Origin of the sequence: Bacillus sp. N5-665 (assembly GCF_022637375.2) — a bacterium.
Classification (GTDB): domain Bacteria; phylum Bacillota; class Bacilli; order Bacillales; family Bacillaceae_G; genus Bacillus_A; species Bacillus_A wiedmannii.
The window spans coordinates 3095365-3120133 of sequence record NZ_CP093325.1 but is presented as its reverse complement, the minus strand read 5'-3'; the positions used below and the strand labels follow the sequence as shown (position 1 = coordinate 3120133).

At 32.5% G+C, this 24769-nt stretch carries 23 protein-coding genes and 2 pseudogenes; 18 read left to right on the top strand and 7 right to left on the bottom strand.

Going from position 1 to position 24769, the window contains the following annotated elements:
- Nucleotides 1–308 precede the first annotated feature (308 nt).
- Complete coding sequence (locus MNO09_RS18620) at nt 309–644, top strand: DUF1064 domain-containing protein (RefSeq protein WP_088107164.1); 336 nt, start codon at nt 309–311, stop codon at nt 642–644.
- 123 nt (nt 645–767) lie between these two features.
- Nucleotides 768–902 carry a hypothetical protein gene (locus MNO09_RS18615; RefSeq protein ID WP_000498516.1) on the top strand — a complete coding sequence of 45 codons (135 nt, stop codon included), beginning with the start codon at nt 768–770 and terminating at the stop codon, nt 900–902.
- A 152-nt stretch (nt 903–1054) separates the two neighbouring features.
- Here the strand turns inward: MNO09_RS18615 and MNO09_RS18610 are convergent.
- The 5 genes and pseudogenes from MNO09_RS18610 to MNO09_RS18590 all read right to left on the bottom strand — a co-directional run.
- Nucleotides 1055–2065, bottom strand: a pseudogene (locus MNO09_RS18610) (exosporium leader peptide); the annotation flags it as partial.
- Between the two features lie 425 nt (nt 2066–2490).
- On the bottom strand, nt 2491–2955 hold the full coding sequence (locus MNO09_RS18605) for an exosporium protein D (RefSeq protein ID WP_070168819.1): 465 nt from the start codon (nt 2953–2955) through the stop codon (nt 2491–2493).
- A gap of 408 nt (nt 2956–3363) precedes the next feature.
- On the bottom strand, nt 3364–4065 hold the full coding sequence (locus MNO09_RS18600) for a hypothetical protein (protein WP_078183220.1): 702 nt from the start codon (nt 4063–4065) through the stop codon (nt 3364–3366).
- 212 nt (nt 4066–4277) lie between these two features.
- Nucleotides 4278–4409 (bottom strand): hypothetical protein, encoded by a 132-nt coding sequence (locus tag MNO09_RS18595; protein WP_254980976.1) that lies wholly within the window; start codon nt 4407–4409, stop codon nt 4278–4280.
- 487 nt (nt 4410–4896) lie between these two features.
- On the bottom strand, nt 4897–5109 hold the full coding sequence (locus MNO09_RS18590) for a hypothetical protein (protein ID WP_000033155.1): 213 nt from the start codon (nt 5107–5109) through the stop codon (nt 4897–4899).
- 483 nt (nt 5110–5592) lie between these two features.
- On the opposite strand from MNO09_RS18590, the gene MNO09_RS18585 reads away from it, so the two are divergent.
- From MNO09_RS18585 to MNO09_RS18560, 6 genes and pseudogenes are all read left to right on the top strand, one after another.
- Nucleotides 5593–6231 carry a TetR/AcrR family transcriptional regulator gene (locus MNO09_RS18585; protein ID WP_070168820.1) on the top strand — a complete coding sequence of 213 codons (639 nt, stop codon included), beginning with the start codon at nt 5593–5595 and terminating at the stop codon, nt 6229–6231.
- Between the two features lie 42 nt (nt 6232–6273).
- Entirely contained in the window at nt 6274–7536 is a 1263-nt protein-coding gene (locus MNO09_RS18580; protein WP_088107165.1) for an MFS transporter, read from the top strand.
- Nucleotides 7537–7542: 6 nt separating this feature from the next.
- A pseudogene (locus tag MNO09_RS18575) lies at nt 7543–9874 on the top strand (ABC transporter permease).
- An 11-nt stretch (nt 9875–9885) separates the two neighbouring features.
- Nucleotides 9886–10638 (top strand): ABC transporter ATP-binding protein, encoded by a 753-nt coding sequence (locus MNO09_RS18570; RefSeq protein WP_070168821.1) that lies wholly within the window; start codon nt 9886–9888, stop codon nt 10636–10638.
- 98 nt (nt 10639–10736) lie between these two features.
- On the top strand, nt 10737–11447 hold the full coding sequence (locus MNO09_RS18565) for a class I SAM-dependent methyltransferase (RefSeq protein WP_070168822.1): 711 nt from the start codon (nt 10737–10739) through the stop codon (nt 11445–11447).
- Between the two features lie 120 nt (nt 11448–11567).
- Nucleotides 11568–11975 carry a VOC family protein gene (locus tag MNO09_RS18560; protein ID WP_070168823.1) on the top strand — a complete coding sequence of 136 codons (408 nt, stop codon included), beginning with the start codon at nt 11568–11570 and terminating at the stop codon, nt 11973–11975.
- Nucleotides 11976–12024: 49 nt separating this feature from the next.
- On the opposite strand, the gene MNO09_RS18555 is transcribed toward MNO09_RS18560, so the two are convergent.
- The gene (locus MNO09_RS18555) at nt 12025–13701 is read right to left on the bottom strand and encodes an alpha-keto acid decarboxylase family protein (RefSeq protein ID WP_070168824.1); all 1677 of its coding nucleotides are present in this window, start codon (nt 13699–13701) and stop codon (nt 12025–12027) included.
- Between the two features lie 116 nt (nt 13702–13817).
- Between MNO09_RS18555 and MNO09_RS18550 the strand changes: the two genes are divergently transcribed.
- From MNO09_RS18550 to pepD, 6 genes are all read left to right on the top strand, one after another.
- Nucleotides 13818–14300 (top strand): MarR family winged helix-turn-helix transcriptional regulator, encoded by a 483-nt coding sequence (locus MNO09_RS18550; RefSeq protein WP_000191899.1) that lies wholly within the window; start codon nt 13818–13820, stop codon nt 14298–14300.
- A 167-nt stretch (nt 14301–14467) separates the two neighbouring features.
- Complete coding sequence (gene gpmA, locus MNO09_RS18545; protein ID WP_070168825.1) at nt 14468–15205, top strand: 2,3-diphosphoglycerate-dependent phosphoglycerate mutase; 738 nt, start codon at nt 14468–14470, stop codon at nt 15203–15205.
- Nucleotides 15206–15541: 336 nt separating this feature from the next.
- On the top strand, nt 15542–16279 hold the full coding sequence (locus MNO09_RS18540; RefSeq protein ID WP_116480647.1) for a type II toxin-antitoxin system SpoIISA family toxin: 738 nt from the start codon (nt 15542–15544) through the stop codon (nt 16277–16279).
- Nucleotides 16280–16373: 94 nt separating this feature from the next.
- Nucleotides 16374–16499: a hypothetical protein gene (locus tag MNO09_RS18535; protein WP_000588712.1), complete on the top strand. Its 126-nt coding sequence runs from the start codon at nt 16374–16376 to the stop codon at nt 16497–16499.
- A gap of 75 nt (nt 16500–16574) precedes the next feature.
- Nucleotides 16575–16751: a stage II sporulation protein SB gene (gene spoIISB, locus MNO09_RS18530; RefSeq protein ID WP_000852619.1), complete on the top strand. Its 177-nt coding sequence runs from the start codon at nt 16575–16577 to the stop codon at nt 16749–16751.
- Between the two features lie 141 nt (nt 16752–16892).
- Entirely contained in the window at nt 16893–18362 is a 1470-nt protein-coding gene (pepD, locus tag MNO09_RS18525; RefSeq protein ID WP_000287560.1) for a beta-Ala-His dipeptidase, read from the top strand.
- Between the two features lie 593 nt (nt 18363–18955).
- Here pepD and MNO09_RS18520 read toward each other — a convergent pair.
- Nucleotides 18956–19426, bottom strand: a complete 471-nt coding sequence (locus tag MNO09_RS18520; protein ID WP_000771847.1) for a DUF5065 family protein — start codon at nt 19424–19426, stop codon at nt 18956–18958.
- 454 nt (nt 19427–19880) lie between these two features.
- Here MNO09_RS18520 and MNO09_RS18515 point away from each other — a divergent pair, with 454 nt between their 5' ends.
- From MNO09_RS18515 to MNO09_RS18500, 4 genes are all read left to right on the top strand, one after another.
- Complete coding sequence (locus MNO09_RS18515; RefSeq protein WP_000682543.1) at nt 19881–20540, top strand: CatB-related O-acetyltransferase; 660 nt, start codon at nt 19881–19883, stop codon at nt 20538–20540.
- 265 nt (nt 20541–20805) lie between these two features.
- Nucleotides 20806–22119 (top strand): D-alanyl-D-alanine carboxypeptidase family protein, encoded by a 1314-nt coding sequence (locus MNO09_RS18510; protein ID WP_000677729.1) that lies wholly within the window; start codon nt 20806–20808, stop codon nt 22117–22119.
- Nucleotides 22120–22682: 563 nt separating this feature from the next.
- Nucleotides 22683–23792 carry an acyltransferase family protein gene (locus MNO09_RS18505; protein WP_088092590.1) on the top strand — a complete coding sequence of 370 codons (1110 nt, stop codon included), beginning with the start codon at nt 22683–22685 and terminating at the stop codon, nt 23790–23792.
- Nucleotides 23793–23967: 175 nt separating this feature from the next.
- Nucleotides 23968–24588 carry an SGNH/GDSL hydrolase family protein gene (locus MNO09_RS18500; RefSeq protein ID WP_116480648.1) on the top strand — a complete coding sequence of 207 codons (621 nt, stop codon included), beginning with the start codon at nt 23968–23970 and terminating at the stop codon, nt 24586–24588.
- Nucleotides 24589–24769 lie beyond the last annotated feature (181 nt).

Sequence of the window (24769 nt, the reverse complement as noted above, 5' to 3'; positions counted from 1 at the left end):
ACGATTTTGGTTGTCTTCCAGTGAGTTCAATGAGTTAGCTAATTGTAATAAATTGCATCCCCATTACGAGAAGAGTGAAGCTGCTAGTTCAAACAGCTTGTTGGTATTATTTTCGATTTCTTAAAAAATATACAGAGAAAGCAGATAAGTGAAGAACCTACCTGCTTCTGCTGTAACAAAAGAAAGAAGTATTAGCCGTGGACACGGCGGCTTGAAAATAGTATGTATTTTTATTTGAAAAATATTCAAGGGGTGAAGAAACATGGAACGTTTGATAAATGATGTCTGTGAAATTAATCAGCTAATTAATAAAACAAAAGAGAAAAACAAAGAGCAAATATAACAATAAAAAGGTTGAGCTAGATGGTTGTATCTTTAATTCAGAAGCCGAGTCTAAATATTATGAGCTGTTAAAAGAAAAGCAAGGTGCAGGTGAAATACAGGCAATCGATTTGCAACCATCGTTTGTTCTACAACCTGGTTATAAAAAGAATGGCAAACGGTTTGATGCAATTACATATAAAGCAGAATTCATGATCTATTTGCCAAACGGTGATGTAAAAGGTGTAGTAACTGACACCTTTAGTATTAAAAAGAAAATGTTCGAATATTATTTCCCACATTTGTCGCTTGTTGCATCTTGATTATATAACGTTATCAGAACAAATAGTGCGAATGACAGCAATCTTAACAAGTGTTTTACGTTGCATTTATATATTTTAATTTTTTTATAAATGTCTGAATTAATGTATAGGAGGAGTTACGTTATGTTCTGGTTTGGAATCATTATAGGATCCGTATTAGGTTCGTTTGCTACTTGTGGCTTACTCTATTTTGGTTTTAGAGCAGAGGAAAATAAAATAGCGGTTATGCAAAAAAATAATGATGGAAATAAAGTTTAATACAATTTGTTTATGATGTATATTAATTTTCAGATATCGGATTTGCTTAGTAACAAAAAAGTCTCTCCAATCAGATTTGAAGAGACTTTTCTTTCACATATCATAGCAATTTAGCTCGTGTTAAATTAGGATTTAAGTTCATTCTAAGATGTTTATGGCGTACCGATAGTTACTGCCAGCAATGCAGCAATTCCATCTAAAGCTTCCTGTACTGTAGTAGGAGGAAGAGGAGCCTAGTTTGCTGGATTATTAGGTGTATAAGCTAAATCGAAAGCATCATCAACTCTAATTAAAGATGTATTTGTTCCTATAAGATTTATTCGGGAACGAATAGGTAATGAATCAACTGTCGCTCTGACTCTTGTAATATCGTTATTAGCGCCGTTGACAAATAAATTTCCAGAATTAGGGCTGGGATTGAAGATGTTTTCTGTAATAGCAAAGCTGGTTAAATTTAAGGGGGCAATTGGAATATGACCAGGTAGCACATTAATAATGACATTACCATTTATTCCTCCACCAACTAAGTTGACTTGGGTATCTGTGATTGCTTGCGAATTAATAGTAATATTGCCACTAGAAACGAACGAAGCAAACATTTCCATGTTAATTCCATTTTGAGTATAACCAGCGGATAATATTGAATCACGGATATTCACTTGATTCAGAGAAGTCGATAAAGTTGTGAATATAGGAGTAGGGGTTATATTAACGCTAACAAAGAATAATTTACCTGAAACACTTTGTGCCGTTTGAAAGTTAAAATCAAGAGGCGAACTTAGTAATGTCAGATTAACAAACCCAGATCTAGGATCCTGGGAAAAGTTTAAATCAAACCAAGACGGATCATTTATATCGAAAGGAATTTGTAATCTAGTCAATAAAGTACTAGTTTCTACTAATTGAACGTTAGCTTTTAAATGAATTAATGGTTCGATATAGTTGCCAGGTCCAATAGAGATAGCATAACGTTTAGTTATATTTAAAGGATCCGGAAATGGTGCTATAGCATCTGTTATTGATGCCATTGCTGCAGTCACTGTTAAAAATGGTGCGCATTCAGAATCATCAGCAGTAGCGTCATCACCAGCTTTGTTTACATAGACGATTTGAGTGAAAGTTGGTAGGGGTTCTATACATCCTGGTCCGGTAGGCAGAGTGAATGGTGGAATAGCTGGTAAAGTAGGTCCGAGTAAATCAGGCTTTTATTAAAGCGGAAGATAATAACTCGTCCATAATAATTTCACCTCTAAAAAATTAGTATTTCTAATAATAAATGCGAAAATAGAGCAAAGTGAAATGGATAAGTGAAAAATTAGATAACAGAATTTTCGCAAAAGTATTATTTAACTGAAAAGAGCACCGACAGAGAGTGTGGTGCTCTTGGACCAAGGACTATATTTTGTATTTTTTAAAGTTCATATAAGTGTATGGATTTTTAGAATAAACAGTAAATTTATTTTCACTAAAATGCTTATTTAAATAAAGAAGCCCTAGGATTAGGGGTTCAAACCTTGGTATATTTCACACGACATTAAAAAAAGAAAAGAACCCTCTATATAAAGAGTTATTCAAGTGATTTAATCTATTAATTGCACTCATGGTAATATTCATCACATGAGTCGTTATTATCGTTACAGCAGATACAAAATGTTTTTTGCACAAATAAACTAACTATACTAGTAGGACCTTCCTGTTTGGTAAAAGTAAGACTTTGAAAATCTTCAACTTGAAATATTTTTGTTTGAACGGGTTGTAATGTAGTAGTAATTGGTATGCTAGATCTTCTTGTTAGAATAGTTACTTGAACGGGTGCACTCATACCAACAACAAATAACTGGATTAATGTTTTATTGTGATTGTTTGTAAAATCCTCAAATACAGTTTGTGGAGTGGTAGTTTCAAGGAAAACAGATACAGGTATATTTCCATTTGCATTTTCTTCAGAACCTGCAATTGTATGCGTCTCAATAAAACAGTTGTTTTTTTGATTGCCCGAATGTGACTGTTTTTTATAATACTTTTTACCATCTTTATAAAAGTAATCAGCCATATGAATATAAATCTCCCTTCATTTAGATGTCTATATAGTTTATTTAAAAAGGCGAAGTAGTGCTTGTACAACATAATAAAATCCGCTCTCGTAATTACTTAAAAATGTTATTTGAAAATTAAAGAGCGCCATCCAAGGTACTCTCGGCTAAACACTGATATTGAAAAAGAATACAACATAATATCGTATGTATGCTTCTGAGGGATGTGCGGATTTAATATAAAATAGTTATTGGAATGAAATGAAATGAAGAGTAACCAATGGTTTATTAATGAATATATAGTGAGTGGAGTCATGGTTGAGGGGCCAGATTATAATGATTCCTAATATAAAAAGAGAGCTAGAAGGCCCTCTTTAATAGTTGTTGTATTCGCCAGAAAAAAGGGAATTTTCAAGCGTATTAATGTGTTAAAAATTTTGTGAACATGAAGTGCAAGGTCCACCAGTAGGTTGAAATACAACATTGTCAACAAAGGCTGTTGCGCCTTCACCACCTGTAGCAGTATTTTGGAAAGAAATACAAGCTATAGTCACAGTAGCAGGTATACACACAACAAGAACATAATGTTGGAAAAGAGATTGTGGTTGATTCATAACTGGTACAATATGTGGAATGTTTGATGGACCAAGAGTTGCAGGGGCTGGGGGACATGCTTGCCCAAGTTCTGGAAAAGATACAGAAGCTATAAGAAATGCACCATCCCTTACATCTGCAGCAAATGAAAATGTAAAACAACAACCTTCGTCAACATCAACTGTTTGATTAATACTTCCACCTGGACCAATTGATGCAGCTAAGAGACTAAATGACCCATCTGGCAGAAAACGACCACTATGAACGTTTGGAAAACCTACTTCTGAAACAGAACCGACTTGATTCCAACCTGGAACTGGATCTACTCCTACAGGTGGTATGTCAAATCCAGGGTTGTTAAGAACATTATTACATGGACAACATCCTACAGCAGTTGGTCCAGTCGCTCCGGTCGGCCCAGTTGGTCCAGTCGCTCCGGTCGGCCCAGTCGGTCCAGTCGGTCCAACTTGAGGTGGGGGTACAGGGGGGAGAAAACAATCACATGGAATATGAAATTTCTTTTTAAATTCACTCATTTTTACACCATCCTTAACATTCATTCACCCACTTACACACTACAACTTATGAATTGGTTAACACACAAGTATAAGAAAAAGGCCCTTGAAAATTAAAATAAATAAAAAATTAAGCCCTTATGTCACAAATATAAACTCATTACATAATATATAAGGAACATGGGTTCACTCCAAAAAGCTTTTAATATATATAAGGGAGTCCGCTTCCTAAATCAATACCGTTGAACCTGTTGCTTCTGTTGCTTCTGTTGGTAAAGTGAATGACGAAAAATAGATAGGAGTGTTGAATCGATTAAACTTGATTTAACCGCAGTTCCATGTAAAACAATATTTTCTTCATTCATACCTTCATCTCCTATAATTGCTCGTCATAGGAGGTGAAGGTAGCAAAAAGTAAATCATGAAGTTGGAAAGCAATTATATAAAAGGGCAAGGATTGTTAAGGGGAATTAAAGAATGTATCGTAGTGAATGGAAAATACAAGAAGAATTATACGATTATAATGGTTGGATAATATACGATGGTGAATGGGTTGAAGTGGACAAGCGTTTTTATTTTATAAATTAAACAAAAATTTCATTTAATAAGTATTCAAAAATCAAAAAAGAGCACTCAATAAAGTGCTCTCGTGACGAGATTCATTTTGTAATGACTATTTCAAATTATAAAGAAAGGAACACAGAATATTATATGTGCGTGTAGTCAATTGAGTTCGTTTTTTACAAACAAAGAGCAGCTAGAAAAAGCTAACTGCTCAATACAAGGAGATACAGGGAAAACTACTTTAAATGAGATTTGGCATACAGCCTACATACAGTATTGACCGAATATTTATTTTAAATCCAATTTATTTAAAGTAAACATCCCAACAGATAAAATGGCTGCACCTGCTGCAGAACCTAACCAGTCTCTCCAGCCTAATGAATTTAAAGGCGTATCTGTTAAATCCATAATTAAGAAGATAGCAAACATTAATACACCAAATGCTAAGCATCCCCAAAATGTTTGCAAATATTTAATCATCTTCTTTCGGAACTTGCTCATATAAATCACCCTTATTAATAATCTATATTTTTATAAATAAATTATCGCATGTGCAAAAATTAAAAGTATGAAATATGCAAAATTACATATTGGAACTTAACAAAATAATCCATTCATAAGTAAATAGATTGAACAGAGGGGAACCGTATCGTATGAATCAATTGTCATTTTTTGAAGTCATCGATGAAAAGGAGATGCGTAGACTTGTGGTAAAGGAGCTGAAAAAATACAAAGTATTGTGCGTCTGAATGAAGAATCAAGAAAAATAGGATCAAGCGGGGGCATCGTTCTTTTCCTAAAATGAAAGGTGACGATAAGAAACATGAGATACGTTTTAAACAAATTGAACGGAAGTTAAAAAATAAAAATTTATAAAGGAAATAGAAAGAAGAATGTTGTATATAAACAAATAGGAAACTTTTTACTAACTAAACATATAATTTAAATAGACCGACAGTCGGTCTGGTGGGAAGGGGAACGTGAATGCGAATAGTAAAGGAGTATGAGGAGCGTAGAAAGGAAATTTTAGAAACTGCTGAACGTTTATTTGTTACGAAAGGTTATACGAAAACAACAGTAAATGACATTTTAAAAGAGATAGGGATAGCAAAGGGGACATTTTATCACTATTTTAAGTCGAAAGAAGAAGTAATGGATGAGATCATTATAAGGATCATTAAAGATGATGTTGCTAAAGCGAAAGTAATTGTCTCTAATCCAAATATCCCGGTATTAGAAAAATTATTTCGAGTTTTAATGGAGCAATCGCCAAAATCAGGGGATGTTAAAGATAAAATGATTGAACAATTTCATCAACCAAATAATGCGGAAATGCATCAAAAAAGTATAGTGCAATCCATTATTCATTTATCTCCTGTTTTAGCAGAGATTTTAGAACAAGGAATCGATGAAGGCATATTTTCTACACCATACCCACAAGAAACGATTGAACTATTACTCTCTTCAGCACAAGTCATATTTGATGAAGGTTTATTCCAGTGGAAACCGGAAGAAATGATCAGAAGAGCTAAAGCTTATATTAAAATGATGGAAGTATCTGTTGGAGCGAAAGAAGGATCCTTTAATTATATGGTTGAGGTTTTAATTAAACAGAAATCATGATTTCTGTTTAATTATTACAGACCGACAGTCGGTCTAAATTAAATGAAGGGTGTGATGAGGATGCCAGCAAGTATAAAATCTTCTATGAAAGATTTTCACTTAATGGTAAGTGGGCAAATTATTACTATTTTAGGTTCAACACTTTTACGTTTTGCTCTGTCTTTATATGTATTAGATATAACAGGGCGTGCTGATATATTCGCAGGACTATATGCGGTTACGAGTATTCCGTTTTTGCTAGCTCCTCTTGGCGGAGCGATAGCAGATCGTTTCAATCGCCGTAATTTAATGGTTATATTTGATTTTATAAACGCTGCGATTGTGTTAAGCTTTATAGTTTTGTTATTTACTGGATCTGTATCTATTCTATTGATCGGAACAATTATGTTTTTACTAGCGATCATTAGTGCAATGTACTCACCGGTAGTAATGGCGAGTATTCCGCAATTAGTTCCAGAGAAAAAGTTAGAACAAGCGAACGGTATCGTAAATGGTGTGCAAGCATTATCTAATATAGTTGCTCCTGTATTAGGAGGAATATTGTACGGCATAATTGGTTTGAAAATGCTCGTAATAATAAGTTGCTTCGCTTTCTTTTTATCTGCGATTTTCGAAATGTTTATTACAATACCTTTTATAAAAAGAACGCAAGAAAGCCATATAATACCGACAATTGTAAAGGATATGAAAGAAGGGTTTATATTCGTTTTAAAACAACAATTTATTTTGAAATCAATGCTTTTAGCCGCATTACTAAATTTAATATTAACACCGCTATTTGTTGTTTGTGCTCCAATTATTATACGAGTAACAATGGGAAGTAGCCACACGTTATACGGAATTGGAATGGGATTGATCGATTTTGCTACTATTATAGGTGCATTATCAATAGGTTTTTTTGCGAAAAAGCTACAGATGAAAACATTGTATTATTGGATGATTTTAATAGCTTTATTAGTAATACCAATGGCACTATCAGTTACACCATTTATTCTTAATTTAGGATACTATCCACCATTTATCCTCTTTATACTTTCTTCTATTCTAATTGCAATGATCATGACAATTGTATCCATCTATGTGATTACTGTAGTTCAAAAGAAAACACCAAATGAGCACTTAGGAAAAGTAATGGCAATTATAACAGCGGTATCCCAATGTATGGCACCGATTGGGCAAGTCATTTATGGTTTTATGTTTGAAGAATTCAGTATGAAAATTTATTTACCTATATTAGTTATTAGTTTCATAATGATATTAATAGCGGTTGTGATGAAGAAAATACTATTGAATGAAGGGAACTAGCTTTATATGATTAGGAGAATGTTAAAAAGAGATTTCTCTCAAAATAAAATGATAATTACCATTTTATTTATGTTTATCATGTTATCAAGTCTTTTAATGGCTAGTGCTTCAAGTAATGTTATAAATCTATTGAACTCAATGGATCAATTGGTTAAAATATCAAACGCACCGCATTTCGTACAAATGCATGCCGGAGAAGTAAATCAAAAGTCAATTGATTCCTTTGTAGAAAAAATTCCGTTTGTAAAAAAACAGCAAACGGCTGAGATGGTTCAAATAAATGGATCTAACATTTTTATAAAGAAGAAAAGTCAAGCGGAACATAATAGTGTAATGGACATAAGCTTAGTTAAACAAAATAGTAAGTTTGATTTTTTATTAAATTTAAATAATGAAGTGGTCGATGTTAGGAAAGGAGAAATAGGTGTACCAATTTATTATATGCAAAAATATAATTTGCGTATTGGAGATAAAATATGGGTTGATAAAAATAAGAATGAACTAGAATTTACTATTTCAGCATTTGTTCGTGATGTTCAAATGAATCCATCAATTATTAGTTCAAAACGATTCGTAATAAGCAATGAAGATTTCGAAAGAATAAAAAGGAATTTTGGAGAAAGCGAATATCTTATTGAATTCCAGCTAACAGATGTAAATAAAATAAATGAATTTGAAAATCTATACGAGTCATCGAACTTACCTCAAAAAGGTCCCTCTATTACGTATTCACTCTTTAAAACACTCAATTCATTAACAGATGGAATTATAGCTGCAGTGCTTATTATAATAAGTGCATTATTAATGTTAATCGCAAGTTTATGTATTAGATTTACGATTATGACTTCAATGGAAGAAGAATATCGGGAAATAGGTGTTATGAAAGCTATCGGTATTACAAGTAAAGATATTCAAAAACTATATGTAACAAAATATGTTGTTATTTCAGCTGGTGGATGTATATGTGGATATATACTTTCACTATTTGTTACAAAAATATTCACTTCGAATATCACACTTTATATGGGGGTGGCAGATAAAAGTATTTTACACAATGTTGTGCCATTAATAATTACAACATTGTTATTTTTAGTCGTTATCCTGTTCTGTCGCATCATTTTGCGGGATTTTAGGGGAATTACAGCAATAGACGCTTTACAATCAAGAGATAAACTAGGGAAAAGAAAGATTAGAAACTCTTTTTCACTCAATCAATCTAAATTTAAAAATGTAAATATATTTATTGGTATACAAGATGTTATAAAAAGATTTAAGTTATATCGCGTATTAAGTATCGTATTAATAATAGCTGTGTTTATGATTGTTGTACCTGTTAACTTTTTGTATACGATTCAGTCACCGAAGTTTGTTAATTATATGGGAACAGGAAAAAGTGATATTCGAATAGATTTACAGCAAACTGAAAATATAGAGAAACGATTTAAGGACGTTATATCATATTTACGAAATGATGATGAAGTAGAAAAATATGCAGCATTTGTAACGATTACATTTAAAATGGTGAATGCTGATGGCATACATGAAAATTTAAATCTAGAAGTAGGAGACTTCACTCAATTCCCATTAGACAATATTCAAGGTATGGCACCAAAAAATAAAAATGAAATTGCTCTTTCTTATATGAACGCAAATGAATTGAAAAAGAATGTAGGGGATAAAATCATTTTATTTGCAGAAGGAAAAGAGAACGTACTAACTATTAGTGGTATATATCAAGATGTAACGAATGGCGGGAAAACAGCTAAAGTGAGCTTCTCTTATAATAATGAAAATATATTATGGTATGTAGTAAATGTAGATATGAAGCCTACTGTGAATTTAAAAGAAAAAGTGAAGGAGTATAAACATAATTTTAGTTCTGTAAAAATAACAGATACGGATGATTATTTAACACAAACTTTAGGAGAGACAATTAAGACTCGTGACTCAAGTGGCTATTTTGATTGCTATATTCATATCAGTTTTAATCACTGCAATGTTTTTTAAAATGTTATTGGCAAAAGACTCTTCGCAAATATTAATTATGAAAAGTATAGGGTTTTCATACAAAGATATTCGTATACAGTATATAATACGTTCTATCGTCATTGTATTATTAGGCATTGTGACTGGGACATGTATAGCTGCTATGTTTGGTGAAATGTTAGTAAGTTGGTTAGGCTCATTTATGGGAGCAGCTCACATAAAGTTTGTCGTAAATCCTATCGTTTCTTATGTAATATGTCCAGCTATATTATTTATATCTGTGACTACAGCAACACTTTTCATTAGTTTTACTATAAAGCAAACAAACGATGTAAAGCCAAATGGGGAGTAGGGGTGTATAACTTGAAAAAAATTTTAGAAGTAAAGGAATTAAACAAAAAATATTCAATAGATGGAAATGCCAATTATCACGTGTTAAAAAATATAGATTTAGAGATTTATGAGGGAGAATTTGTATCGGTTATGGGACCTTCTGGTTCCGGAAAATCGACGTTACTTTATACTATTAGCGGAATGGATCAAATATCATCTGGAAGTGTGAAAGTTGATAGTAAAGAATTATCATGTATGAAAGAAGAAGCGTTAGCCAAATTGCGCCTTACTGAAATAGGATTTATTTTTCAGCAGAGCAACCTTCTGAGAAACTTGAATCTATTTGATAATATCATTTTGTCAGCATATTTAGCGAAATGTGAGAGTAAGAAAATAGTAAATAAACGTGCTCTGGAGCTAATGGGGATAAGTGATATAGCGTCGCATTATATAACCGAAGCATCTGGAGGGCAATTACAAAGGGTCTCTATATGTAGAGCGCTCATTAATAATCCAAATATTATTTTTGCTGATGAGCCAACGGGTGCTCTAAATTTAAAATCAACAGAAGAAGTAATGCAAATCTTATTAAATATTAATCGTGATGGAACTACAATTATGTTAGTAACTCATGATGTAAAGGTAGCAGCGAAAACAGAAAGAGTTCTTTTTATGGCAGACGGAGAAATTGTGAGTGAAGTACAGTTAGGCAAGCTTAGGAACGATGATTTAAAAGCGCGAGAAGAGAAGTTGTTAAAATGGTTGGCTGTACTTGGATTTTAAAGACAAAAACTCCTATTGAATATAGGAGTTTTTTCTTTGTTTGAAAGTTCAAAAAGATATATAATAATTTTCTGACTATTAAATTTGGAGGGGTACAAATGAAAAATGAAACGTTGCATACTCAAGAAGATATTATTGAAATGCTTGATTCATTATTAAGACCGGCAGAACTGTTTTGGAATGAATTTTATGCGAACAGAGAAAAAGATGTTCCGTTTTTTGAAAATATTCCAGATGAGAACCTAGTTTCCTATATACAAAAAGAATGGATCTCCAAAGGGAAAGTGTTGGAGCTTGGATGTGGTCCAGGAAGAAATGCAATTTATTTGGCGAATGAAGGATTTGAAGTAAAAGCAGTGGATTTATCTATAGAGGGCATTAATTGGGCGAAAGAAAGGGCGTTAGCAACAGGAATAGAAATCGATTTTATTTGTGATTCGATTTTTAATTTAGAGTGTCAAAATGATTTTGATTTTGTGTACGATTCGGGCTGTTTACATCATATTCCACCGCATAGAAGAATAAATTATGTGAATTTAATTAAAAACTCCTTGAAATCGGGTGGTTATTTTGGATTAACATGTTTTTCGGCAGGTGATTTAGATGAGCGAAATGGATCAGAAATAACAGATTGGGATGTATATAGAGGATGGAGTCTACAAGGTGGCCTTGCATATTCAGAAGAAAAATTAAGAGATATATTTGACGAGTTTGAAGTGATCGAAATTAGAAAGATGAAGCAAATTGACCAACCAAATACTATGTTTGGAGAATCATTTCTTTGGACAGCATTATTTAAGAAGAAATAAGAAAGTAGATAATTGACAAACTCATCGTTTTTATAGACAATATACTTATAAGAATATACGTTCGGTTTTTGCTTGCCGGTGTATGTTTTGCATAAATACATAATAAGGGGTTGTCTCTATATGAGTAACACAAATCAAAAAATTACTACGTTTTTAATGTTTGAAGGTAAAGCTGAGGAGGCGATGAATTTTTACACGTCGCTATTCGATCAATCAGAAATTGTAAGTATTTCTCGCTACGATGAAAATGGACCTGGTAAAGAGGGAACTGTCATTCATGCAACTTTTACGTTAAATGGTCAAGAATTTATGTGCATTGATAGTTATGTAAAGCATGGTTTTACATTTACACCATCTATGTCTCTTTATGTAACTTGTGAGACAGAAGAAGAAATTGAAACGGTCTTTAATAAACTAGTGCAGGATGGATCCGTACTAATGCCTTTAGGTTCCTATCCATTTAGCAAAAAGTTTGGCTGGTTAAATGATAAGTATGGTGTGTCTTGGCAGTTAGCGCTTGCGGAATAAAAATTTAATAAGAAAAAGCGTATCTATAAATGGGCTACGCTTTTTCTTATTAAGAATTTTGCTTACCGAATCTTTTCGCAAGTTTAGCTAACAATTCAGGCTGATCCCCTTGGCTCATTACAACTTCAACAAAGATAAGTCGATTTATATTAAAATTTATTTTAGTTAAGACTTCTGCTAACTCTGTTTCATTTTCCACTTTAAATGTTAAGCTTTTTTCTTCTGAACTGAATACGTTTGCTAGTTTCGTGTAATCCCACATTTGTATGTCATTATACGGTTGATTTTGGCCGTGAATTGCACGTTCAACAGTGTATCCATTGTTATTAATTAAAAATATAATCGGTTTTAAATTTTGATGAAGTATAGTCGATAACTCTTGGACAGTTAATTGGAACGAACCATCACCAATAATTAAAATGTTACGCCGCGATAAGTCAGCGAGCTGTGTACCGAGTAGAGCAGCTAATGTATAACCAATCGAGCCCCATAATGGTTGTGCTACATATGTAGTGTTATTTGGTAAAGGGATAGCGGCACTACCGAAGAAAGGCGTTCCTTGTTCTGCAATTAAAACATCGTTTTCTTGTAAGAAATGGTATATTTGTTGCCAAAAACGTTTTTGTGTAACCATTTGTGCTTTTGGATTGAACTCTTCTGTCATAGATAGTGATTCTGAAATAAAGGGCTTAATTTCAAGTGTTTCCTCAATGCGATGTTCGATTAAATCACTTAATTGTTCTAAAACATCTTTCATTACAACTGGTCCGTATTTTTTATCAATAATTTTCACAGTATAGGGATGGATTTCTATAACTTGCTCTTTCGTAAAACCTTGTGTAAAGCCGCCGGTAATAGTATCAGTTAATTTCACACCAATACTAATAATACAGTCAGATTCATCAATTCTTTTTCGTATGTATGGAGAACTAACATCCCCAGTATAAATCCCTATAAATTGAGGGTGTTTTTCAGGGAATATTCCTTTTCCCATACTTAACGTTGCGATAGGAAACCCAGTTTTTTCTACGAATTGATGCAAATATTCTTCCGCATGAAAACGAGCCACTTCAAAATCAGCTAAAATAACTGGTTTTTTGGCACGGTTTATTTTTGAAGTCGCATGTAGAAGCATTTTATCCAGCGCATCTTTATTACTTAAAACTGGTTTATGTAAAATTGGTTCCGTAGGTTTATTAATTGGCTTATTATATACATCAATTGGGAATTGAATATGAACAGGGCGTTTATCACTCCAACATGCACGTAACACACGGTCAATTTCTTCAGCGGCATGCTCAGCTGTTAAATCTGTTTGTGCCACCGTGATTTCTCGATACATATTGGAAAAGTGATCGAACTTTCCATCACCTAACGTATGATGAACGAGTGCTCGATTTTCCATTACTTTAGTTGTTGGCGTACCAGTTATTTTTATAACTGGTACGTTTTCGGCATATGAGCCAGCAACACCGTTAATGGAGCTTAGTTCTCCAACACCGAAAGTAGTAATAAGAGCAGCGATTCCTTTTATGCGAGCGTACCCATCTGCTGCATATGCAGCATTTAATTCATTACAATTTCCAATCCACTTTAAATTTTCATGTGCTACTACATCATCTAAAAAGGCAAGGTTATAATCACCAGGAACCCCAAATATATGTTCAATTCCTAATTCGTGTAGTCTATCCAATAAATATGTACTTATAGTATATTGCGATTTCAAATGAATCCTCTCCTAATTGTGCATTGAATATTTCAATAAACTAAAGAAGTTCTAATGTGTTCGTTAAAATATTCAATACTAGATTGTGGTATAATTTACATACAGGGGGAAAGTAGATGACACAACATAAAGAAGAACAGATGAATGAAGCATTAGCATTATTTTACTTTGCATATAAAACATTTACTGAAAAGCCAGATGAAATTATAAAAGAGTATGGCATACAACGAGTACATCACCGAATTTTATTTTTTATCGCACGATTTCCAGGGATAAGTGTAAATGAGTTATTATCACTGCTAGAAATAAGTAAACAAGCTCTTCACGGACCACTACGACAACTTGTGGAAAAGGGCTTAATTGAGAGTAATGAAGCTACACATGATCGCCGTGTGAAACAGTTATCTTTAACAGAAATAGGTGTAGATTTAGAGAAAAAACTGAGCGATGTTCAAAGACAACAAATGAGTGTTATTTTTTCAAAATTTGGTGAATCGTGTGAAGAAAATTGGCATCAAGTTATGAATGAAATGGCAAATAGTCGATCAGGTTTTGATGCTTGGATATCAAAACGAGAAGTTGTAATCGATCAAAAATAATAAGAAATATATCTGTTTTTATAGTTTGAAAAAGAAAAAATTTTATCCATACATTTGGCAACTATGGATTGGTCATAGAGTGAATGGATAAAAAGATACATTACTAGATACTTTATACGTGTACGCAATGGAACAATAAAATTCACATTTCCGAGAGGGGAATTATTATGATAAAACTTGTACTTATTCGTCACGGACAAAGTTTATGGAATCTTGAAAATCGCTTTACAGGATGGACAGATGTAGATTTATCAGAGAATGGATTAAGTGAAGCGAGAGAAGCAGGAGCGATATTAAAGAAAAATGGATATACTTTTGATGTAGCTTATACATCTGTATTAAAACGAGCAATCCGGACGTTATGGATTGTACTTCATGAGATGGATCTTGCTTGGGTACCAGTACATAAATCTTGGAAGCTAAATGAAAGACATTACGGTGCATTGCAAGGGTTGAATAAAGATGAAACTGCGAAAAAGTATGGTGAGGAGCAAGTTCATATTTGGAGAAGAAGTATTGATGTAAGACCACCTGCTCTTACTGAGGATGATCCTAGATATGAAATGAATGATCCAAAATATAAAGCACTTAAAAAAGGTGAGTTTCCATTGACTGAATGTTTAGTGGATACGGAGAAAAGAGTACTTGATTATTGGCACTCAGAAATTGCGCCGTCATTAAAAATTGGTGAAAAGGTAATTATTTCATCACACGGTAATACGATTCGTTCGCTAGTGAAATACTTAGATAACCTTTCAAGCGATGGTGTTGTTTCATTAAATATTCCAACGAGCATTCCACTCGTTTATGAATTAGACGATGATTTACGTCCGATTCGTCATTATTACTTAAGTATGGACGGAGAAGTACCAGAAGGGGAAATTCCGAAACATATTTCTTTTTAACATGAAAATTTGAAACGCATGCTTGTCTACATATACAATGTAGATTCATGATAAAGTGAAACTTTAATCAGTGGGGGGTTCATCCCCCATTGATTATTAGTTGAACCAATCGGGCTTTTATGGGCAGTTGATCCCCTACCTAACTTCTATGCTTTTGCTAAATTTTCAGGTGGGGGTCTTACTGCCCGTTAATGCGGGGTAAAAGACGTGGCACCTTCTAATGTATATGCGATATTGCTAAATTTAGAAGCTTGTCCACGTCTTTTGTCATAAAGAGAGCTGCTTGTGCATGTAATTATATCGTGAGTAGTTTTTGAATGGAGGGTGATGTCATTGGTGATCTCTAACATTCGAATCGGCTTATTTATTTTAGCAATCGTTTTTCTCGTTCTTGTGTTCTTTTACTGGAGAAACGAAGAGTTGTACGAGGAGAAAAAGCAACGTATTAGAAAGACTTGGTATGGGTTGTTTATAATATCAGTCACCGTGTATTTCATGATAAAAGGAATTGATTTAACCCTCTGGAAAAATCTTTTAATGTTCACTGCAATGGTTATTTTCGTTGATATCGCATTTATTTTAACACCAAATATTTCAGAAATATGGGGAGCGAAATTTAGCGATATCGGCAAGACTGTTCAATCGATAAAACGGTCATTAATTGCTTCTAAAGCAAGAGGAGAAATATACACAACAATTATTCAAAATGTCAATCCAGCAGTATTCGGTACAATGGAATGGCATACGGAAGAGGAATATACAAAGAGCTTAAACGCATTTTTAGATTCGTACGGAGAAAAGATTGGTGCGAAAATTGTTGTATTTGAAGCGGCAAAGGAATTAAATACAAACTTTCGTGGTATCCGTTCTCAATTTAGTATTATCGTTCCGTTAGAACACATTGAGCAATTGAATGAGCAGAAAGCGGTGCAAGTAGAAAATGTCGGAATAATACCAGCAAAAATGGTGAGTGATGTTTTCATTGTTATTGATGGGAAGAAAAATAACCTGCAAGATCGAGATTTTGAAAATGTATATAATTTAACAATACATCATAGTTATTTTAGTAAATAAGGACAGGATTTTCTTCTGTCCTTTTCACTTATACATAAAGGACTTGTATAAAATCGGACAATCATTCCTACACTAGCACGTAGAGGTGATTGTAATGATAAAAGATTATGACAATGATTTTTTTAAAGAAGATAATGAAGATACAACAGATTTCTCGTTAATAAAAGGAGATACATTACAGCAAGTAGAAGAATTAGAAGAAGAATTAAAAAGAAAATGATACGTGTACACGCTGTCTACATTTGCGATATAATATAAATAGAAGATTGTATCTTTTTGAAAAGGGGGAGAAGAGATGGCTGAAGTAAACGTACAAAAGTCTTCATTTTTTAAAGAAAAAAAAGAAGAACCAAATACAGATTTCTCTCTTGTGAAAGGTGCATTAACGGAAAATATAAATCGGTTAGAGAAATTAATGAATAATGGTACTTCAAAATATATGAGAGCAAAAAAAACGAAAGAAAATGCATAGTGCATTTTCTTTCGTTTTTTTATACGATTAAATATTTCACAAGTGGATTATAAAGTATGAAATAGAAAGGGAAAGTAACGAATCATGGTATAATGATAGCAGACTTACATATTATTTTGTCATTTTGAGAGGAGCTTAAAAATGTATTCTACTTTAGAACAATTAACAAAGCACCCTGTATTTTATCATTTTGCAGAAATTTCAAAGATTCCTAGAGGATCTGGTAATGAAAAGGAAATTAGTGATTATTTAGTTGGTTTTGCAAAAGAGCGTAACTTAGAAGTGATTCAAGATGAAGCAATGAATGTCATTATTAAAAAAGACGCAACTACTGGCTATGAAAATGTACCAGCTATTATCATTCAAGGCCATATGGATATGGTATGTGAAAAAAATCAAGCAACCGTACATGATTTTGAAAAAGATCCAATTGAATTACGAATCATTGGGGACATGTTATATGCAAATCAAACGACTTTAGGAGCGGATAATGGTATTGCAGTTGCGTATGCAATGGCTTTATTAGATGCATCAGACATTTCGCATCCAGCACTTGAAGTAGTTATTACTACTGAAGAAGAAACAACAATGGGCGGGGCTTTCGCTGTTGATGCAAATCACTTTGAAGGAAAGATTTTTATAAATATCGATTCTGAAGAAGATCATAAATTACTTGTAAGTAGCGCAGGTGGTGCGAAAGCTGTAGAAACAATTCCAGTAATATGGGATGAAGCGCCAGTGAATACGGATGCATACCGTCTATATGTTGGTGGTTTAAAAGGCGGACATTCTGGTATGGAAATTGATAAACAACGTGGTAATGCGAACAAAGTATTAGGACGAGTATTACGTGATTTATCAGCAAATATTCAATTTGAAATAAGTGAAGTTCACGGCGGATTAAAAACAAATGCAATTCCGCGTGAAAGTGTAGCTACAATTGTATTAGCTACAGAAGATGTAGAGAAAGTAGAAGAAAAACTAGAATCATGGACAAGAGTATTACAAGAAGAAATGCGTGCTGTTGATCCAGATGTTCATGTAACACTTACAAAATTGGATGAGAAAGTAGAAAAAGTATTTGCTAAAGAGACACAAAAGCAACTTATTTCATCATTATTCTTAATTCCGAATGGCATTCAAAGTATGAGCATGGATATTAAAGGTCTAGTAGAAAGTTCAACAAATTTAGGCGTTATTGAAACGTTGCAAGATGAAATTAAATTACGTAACGAAGTGAGAAGTTCTGTCAGTAGTTTAAAACAACATATTGCAAATGAAATTAAATGTATTGCCGAATTAGTTGGTGCAACATTTGAAATAGAGTCAGAATATCCAGAATGGCCATACAATCCGAATTCACAAATTCGTAATTTGTTTGAAAAAGTGCATCAAGAAAAATACAACAAGGATGCTGAAATATTCGCTGTACATGCAGGTATTGAATGTAGTGCATTCGTTCAAAAGATGCCTGACTTAGATGCAATTTCATTTGGTCCAGACATTTTTAACGTTCATACACCAGATGAACATATTAGTATTTCTTCTGTTGTGAATAACTGGGGATTCTTCGTTGATGTAATGAAGGGTACGAAAGAATTAGCTAAATAATATGGATGAAATGAAAAGTAGCCTATAAAACTTTATAGGCTACTTTTTTGTATAGAGTTTTATTAGAAATTTTTTTTACGTTAGTATTTAATTTTTACTTTTATTTCTAGAGGATATTGTACCAAAGATTGCTCCGGATACTGCTCCGATTAAAGTCATAAAAAATGCACTCCATGCTGCAAATGACATTATTACACCTCCAAATAATAAATTATTGTTTCTTAGCCTTTTGAATAGAAATGATAATTGCAACAAATATTAAGAAAATAAGAGGGACCAAGAATAGAAAGACATGTAATATTCTCCTTCCAATACTAATTTTAAATATTTTTATAAACAAATTATCGCATTTTTAAAGAGTGAACATATAGAATATGCAATATTGCATATTGAATTGTAGAACTTAAAGACGTGGAAACAGTTGTTGAATAAAAATGCTAATTTATAAAGAAAGTAAGGATTTTTTCTAATCTTAAAAAGGGCAGACAATCAAAAAGCTCCTCTACCTTATATAGGGCAGAGAAGCTTTTAAAATAGTTTTTGTCTAATAACAATAGTATTCAATATATATTTACTGGTCAGATATACGCAAATTATTTTGAGATTTTAAAGCTGCCCCCATAATAATAATTTTCTCCAAGTTTCATAACGGCTACATATGTTCCTGGATTATAAACCTTAGTAATAGGTGTTACAAATCTACCATAATTATGTTTCAAACCCGAGTCATAAATGGTTTTATATCTATGCAAGTTTATTTCATCATTTTCATTTCCACTCAATTGATATATTTTTACAATACCAGTATCTTTACCACCAGTATATATAGTAACATCGAATGTATCTCCATGTTTTAAGTCACCAACTGCTAACTCTTCTATAAAATCTGCATTATGATGTAATAAAAAATAGCTTTGCCACCGCCAATTATCTAAAATTCGTGATTCTTTTTGTGTAAGTTGCGATTCAGCAGACACAGGTGTGATTGTACTAATTGTATTCGAAAATAAAAATCCTCCAACAGTCAATGCACCAATAATTGTTGATTGCCTTAAAAGTTTCATGTTCTAAACCTCCTATTTACTTAAGGATTCAGAAATCGTTTTTGTGAAAAACTAGCTGTGAAATCTAATGGATGATAATATCTTCTATAATCATATTAACATTTATTGATTTATCAGACAAATTAATAAATAATAAAACTATATCGAGGGAGTTAATGCTAATATAAGAAAGAAGTTAGATGTATAGATAAGAAATCTTTATTATATGTAATTGGGACTTTGTTATTTGAAAACTCGATTGTTTTAATGCTGAAATTTCAATTCATACTTCAAGTTCCAGTACATAATTTTACAATTTGACTTATATAATTTATCACGATATGATTGCTTTATAATAAAAGAAAGGCTTGAAGACAATGATTCGTCGTTTGAGAAAGCTAAAAAATGTAGCAGTCGTAGTAAGCTTCTAAGTAAATAGCAAAATATATAATACTTAGAAGCGAGGAATAAAGTTATGAAGCATCCATTATTTAATCATTGGTCAGAAACAAAGTATTTAAAAGATATAGTAACAAATTCACTCATTGAGGTAGGAGAGTACTCCTATTATTCAGGTTATTATGGTCATCAAAATTTTGAAGATGGCTGTGTAAGGTATTTGTGGGGGGATGCTAAGTCCCGAGCGCTGTTCAATCCAATTGAACAGATGGGATGGCATCTTGATAAACTCATTATTGGGAACTATGTTTGTATTGCGAGTGGAGTAGTCATTTTAATGGGTGGTAATCATAATCATCACTCAGAATGGATTACAGTATATCCATTCGCTGAGCAAATTGAACATTCATATGAACCGAAGGGCGATACAGTCATTAAAAGTGATGCTTGGATTGGAATGAATGCTATTATTATGCCTGGCGTTATAATCGGTGAAGGTGCAATCGTTGCAGCGGGATCTGTCGTAAGTAAAGATGTTCCGCCGTATACAATAGTTGGTGGAAATCCTGCTAAGGAAATAAAGAAACGATTCACTGATACAGAAATGAAAATGCTAATGGAAATGCGTTGGTTTGATTGGGATAGAGAATTAGTTGAGAAGGCAATGCCGCTTTTATCTAGTTCATCTATTGAATTATTATATGATTTTTATAACAAGGAAGTAAAAAATAGATAGATCTGTGAGGGAAACTACATTCTATATAGGATGTAGTTTTTTTATTATAAAAAATTAATAGTCTAGACTAAGGAAAATTCATCTCTGGTATGAGTATAGTAAGTAGCTGAATTAAATAATTAAAATCCTTGATAGCTAATAAAACCAGTGTGTCTCGATATTTAATCGGGATACACTGGTTTTATTTTTTGTAAATATGGAACAAACGCATTATTTAGATTGTCTATTCATTGTAATCCTAAAAAATATATTGGAGGTAAGAGGATTGAAAGGTATGTTTTACAAAAAATTCATTGTAATAGTAACAGTGCTTACACTATTTTGTAGCATAATTGTTACATCTGGAAGAGCAACAGCGGAAACAGTCCCTGTTTTAGATGTAGAAGCAGGATCAGCAATTTTAGTAGAAGCGAATTCCGGAAAAATTTTATATCAAAAAAATGCGGATGAATCACTAGCAATTGCTAGTATGACAAAAATGATGAGTGAATATTTAGTTCATGAAGCGGTGGATAAAGGAAAACTTAAATGGGATCAAAAAGTTAAAATCTCTGAATATGCACATAAGATTTCACAAGATCGCTCATTATCAAACGTTCCATTAGAAAATGGTGGCTCTTATACAGTAAAAGAGTTATATGAGGCAATGGCAATTTACTCTGCAAATGGTGCAACAATTGCTTTAGTTGAAGAAATTGCTGGAAAAGAAGCCGATTTCGTGAAAATGATGAATGATAAGTCAAAAGAGTTTGGAATGAAAAATTATAAATTTGTAAACTCTACAGGCTTAACAAACTATGATTTAAAAGGATATCACCCAGAAGGGACAACTCCAGACGAGAAAAATAAAATGTCCGCAAGAGATTGTGCGATTTTAGCACAACGTCTTATTCAAGATTTTCCAAAAATGTTAGATACAGCGAAAATTCCTAAAAAAACATTCCAAAAGGGTGGCAAGTATCCAATTGATATGGTGAATTTTAACATGATGTTAAAAGGTTTAATTAAGCAATACGAAGGTGTAGATGGGTTGAAAACAGGAACTACTCCAGAAGCCGGTGATTGCTTCACTGGTACAGTAGAAAGAAACGGTATGCGTCTAATATCTGTAGTGATAAAAGCAAACTCCCATACAGCACGTTTTGATGAAACGAAGAAATTATATGATTATGGATTTGCGAATTTTGAAGTGAAGAATATCTACGGAAAAGATTCAGTAGTAAAAGGGCATGAAACTTTGCGAGTTGCAAATGCAAAAGACAAAGATGTAGTAGTTCAAACGAAGCAAGCTGTTTCACTTCCAATACCAAAGAGCAATAAAGATGTTTATAAAAAAGAATTTAAAGTATCGAATAAAGAACAAGAAGCGCCTATTAAAAAAGGTGTAACAATAAGTAAAATGATTATCTTGCCTAAAGATAATACAGATCCTGGGTTCTTATCAGGTAAATCATTACAAATAGACCTTGTAACAAAATCTGATGTAGAACAAGCAAATTGGTTTACACGTTTTATGCGCCAAATTGGATCTTTCTTTAGCAGTATATGGGATAGTGCGGTTGATATAGTAAAAAGCTAACTTTATAAGATAAAACTAAAAATTAATCTGAAATACAGAGTTTCAAAGTATTATGGATTTTTGTGTAGATAGCTTGGAATGGTAGATTGCATTAATTCTCAAATTTGGCTCTTCAGAACTATTTGTAGTGGTAGTGCTATCAAGCTAAATTAAATTTGTATCTATATAATCAAAAAACGCTATTCTTTTTGTAGAAATATACAGAAAGGATGGCGTTTATTATGTATTTTTTGATTCAAAGCATTCTAGTACAAAGTTAGTTTAATAAAGTTACATGAAGAAAAAACATCCATTTTTTCATTAAATGACAATAAAAAAATAATACCCGGTACGTATTTCTGTAATTAGATTTTATAAAAATTTAATAAAATCTTTTCTTTGTATTAAATATTTTGTTTTAAATTATTTATATAAGGAAATGGAGACCAGAAAACAGATGCATAGATTGACTTTGAACTGCTTATATCTGGGATCTAGATAGACATTATGTACAATTCTTCCACTACACTAGTATAGTGGCCTTTACGAACAGCAAAATCTACAATTTACAAGGAGAACATTTTATGAGTAAGAGAATAAAAGAATTAGATTCTATACGAGGGTTAGCGGCACTTACTGTGGTATTTGGACATTTTTGTTTAATGCTACCATCGTTGCCTAATTCTATTAAATTTTCCCCGCTTAGGTTTTTATGGGCGGGTGGGGAAGCTGTTATCGTTTTTTATGTACTAAGTGGTTTTGTGTTATCTATGGCACTTTATCATTCAAAAACAAATTATTGGGGATATTTAATTAAGAGATTTGTAAGAATCTATATTCCTTATTATTTTTGGATAATCGTTACCTTTGTTTTATTTATTTTATTTTCGTCGTATGAAGTGGTAGGACTACGGGATTGGTTCTATGATAGGTGGCAAGGGTCTATAACAAAATTAGATATTCTAAACCACTTTGTGCTTCTTAATAACTTTTTTACGGAAAATTATAATCCAGTTATTTGGTCATTGGCTCAAGAAATACGTATATCTATTGTGTTTCCTTTATTATTCCTTCTTTTTTATAAACTGAATTGGAAGAAAACGGTACTATTTGCTTTGAGCTTTTCTTTCATTAGTGTTTTTCTTAATATGTTGCATATTGGGAAAGCTGAAGGGTTTTATAATGGTTATGCTGATACACTGCATTTTACATCTATGTTTATGGTTGGAATGTTACTTTTTAAGTATCAGGAAAAACTTATTTACTCATATAGGAATATGAAAAAATTTAAAAAAGGATTTCTTATTGCATTAGGGATTATTTTATATTTATATTCCATTTTAATTTATGGTTTTTCCCGTAATGATACTACTTTCTTATTAAAAGATTGGGGTGTCGTAATGGGGGTTAGTATATTTATTATAATGGCTATGAGTAACCTAAAAGTAAAAGCATTTTTAAATAAGAATGTATTTGTATATTTAGGAGAAATTTCATACAGTATCTATTTGTGTCATTTTCCAATCATGATGGTACTATTTAAACTTTTGTATACAAAGATACCTATCTTTTTCCTGCTTACTTTGTGCATTGCAATGACACTACTTTTTTCTATAATTTCGTATCATTTAATCGAAAAGAAATGTATAAACTGGGCAAAACAAAGAACAACCAATTTTTTGAAAAAAGTATAATTCCTAGAGAGATTTTATTTCTTTAGTAAATATACGAAATTGACCGATTCCTAAGTATACTTAGGAATCGGTCAATTTTGGATTCTAAATGTAAATATAGTAAAGTGGAATATAATTGAAATCGAAAACCACTTAGAAATAACAATTACGGTGTGAGCTATTGTATAGTATAGATATGGTTAATAATAAAGGGGGACTACATATGTGGAAGCGATTTGTATCGATTGGTGATAGTTTTACAGAGGGCATAGGGGATGAAGTTGAGGGAATAGCATTAAAAAGCTGGGTAGATCATTTTGTTCAACTCTGTGTAAACGATATAGAATATGCTAATTTTGCAAAGCGTGGGTTAGTAACTAAAGAAATTCGCTCACAGCAATTGGAAAAAGCATTAACGTTTAATCCAGATTTGGTTAGTTTAATTGCAGGTGCAAATGATGTATTAAAAGGACGTTGGAATCATCAAGAATATAAGAACGAAATGGAATTTATGATAGATACATTAAGTAAAACGGATGCTGATATTATTATAGCAAACCTTCCAGATTTTACAGTTCGGCTACCTATTTCTTCTGAAAAAAAACAAGTGTTAAAAGAACAATTATTAGAGGCAAATGAAATTATACTTTCATTGAGTAGAGAGTATAAGCTTCATCATGTTGACTTTTGGAATCATCATTTAGTAAACGATAATACGCTTTGGTCTACGGATTTGATTCATCCAAACTCAAAAGGATATGTAAAAGTTGCTGAATTGATTTTTAGTAGTTTGCCTGTACATGACTCTTCTAAATAAGCTTTAGAATGAACGCATCGAATCCCCTGTCGCATACAGCGCAGGGGTTTTGATGCGAAATAGAAGGATATAAAGCGCCTATAAATTATACTTTCAGTAATTCTTTTTATTGTTTATACTTAGTTATTTTCTATTGTAGGACCCTTAGTATAAGGGGTCTTTTTTGTTTCGAATATCTACA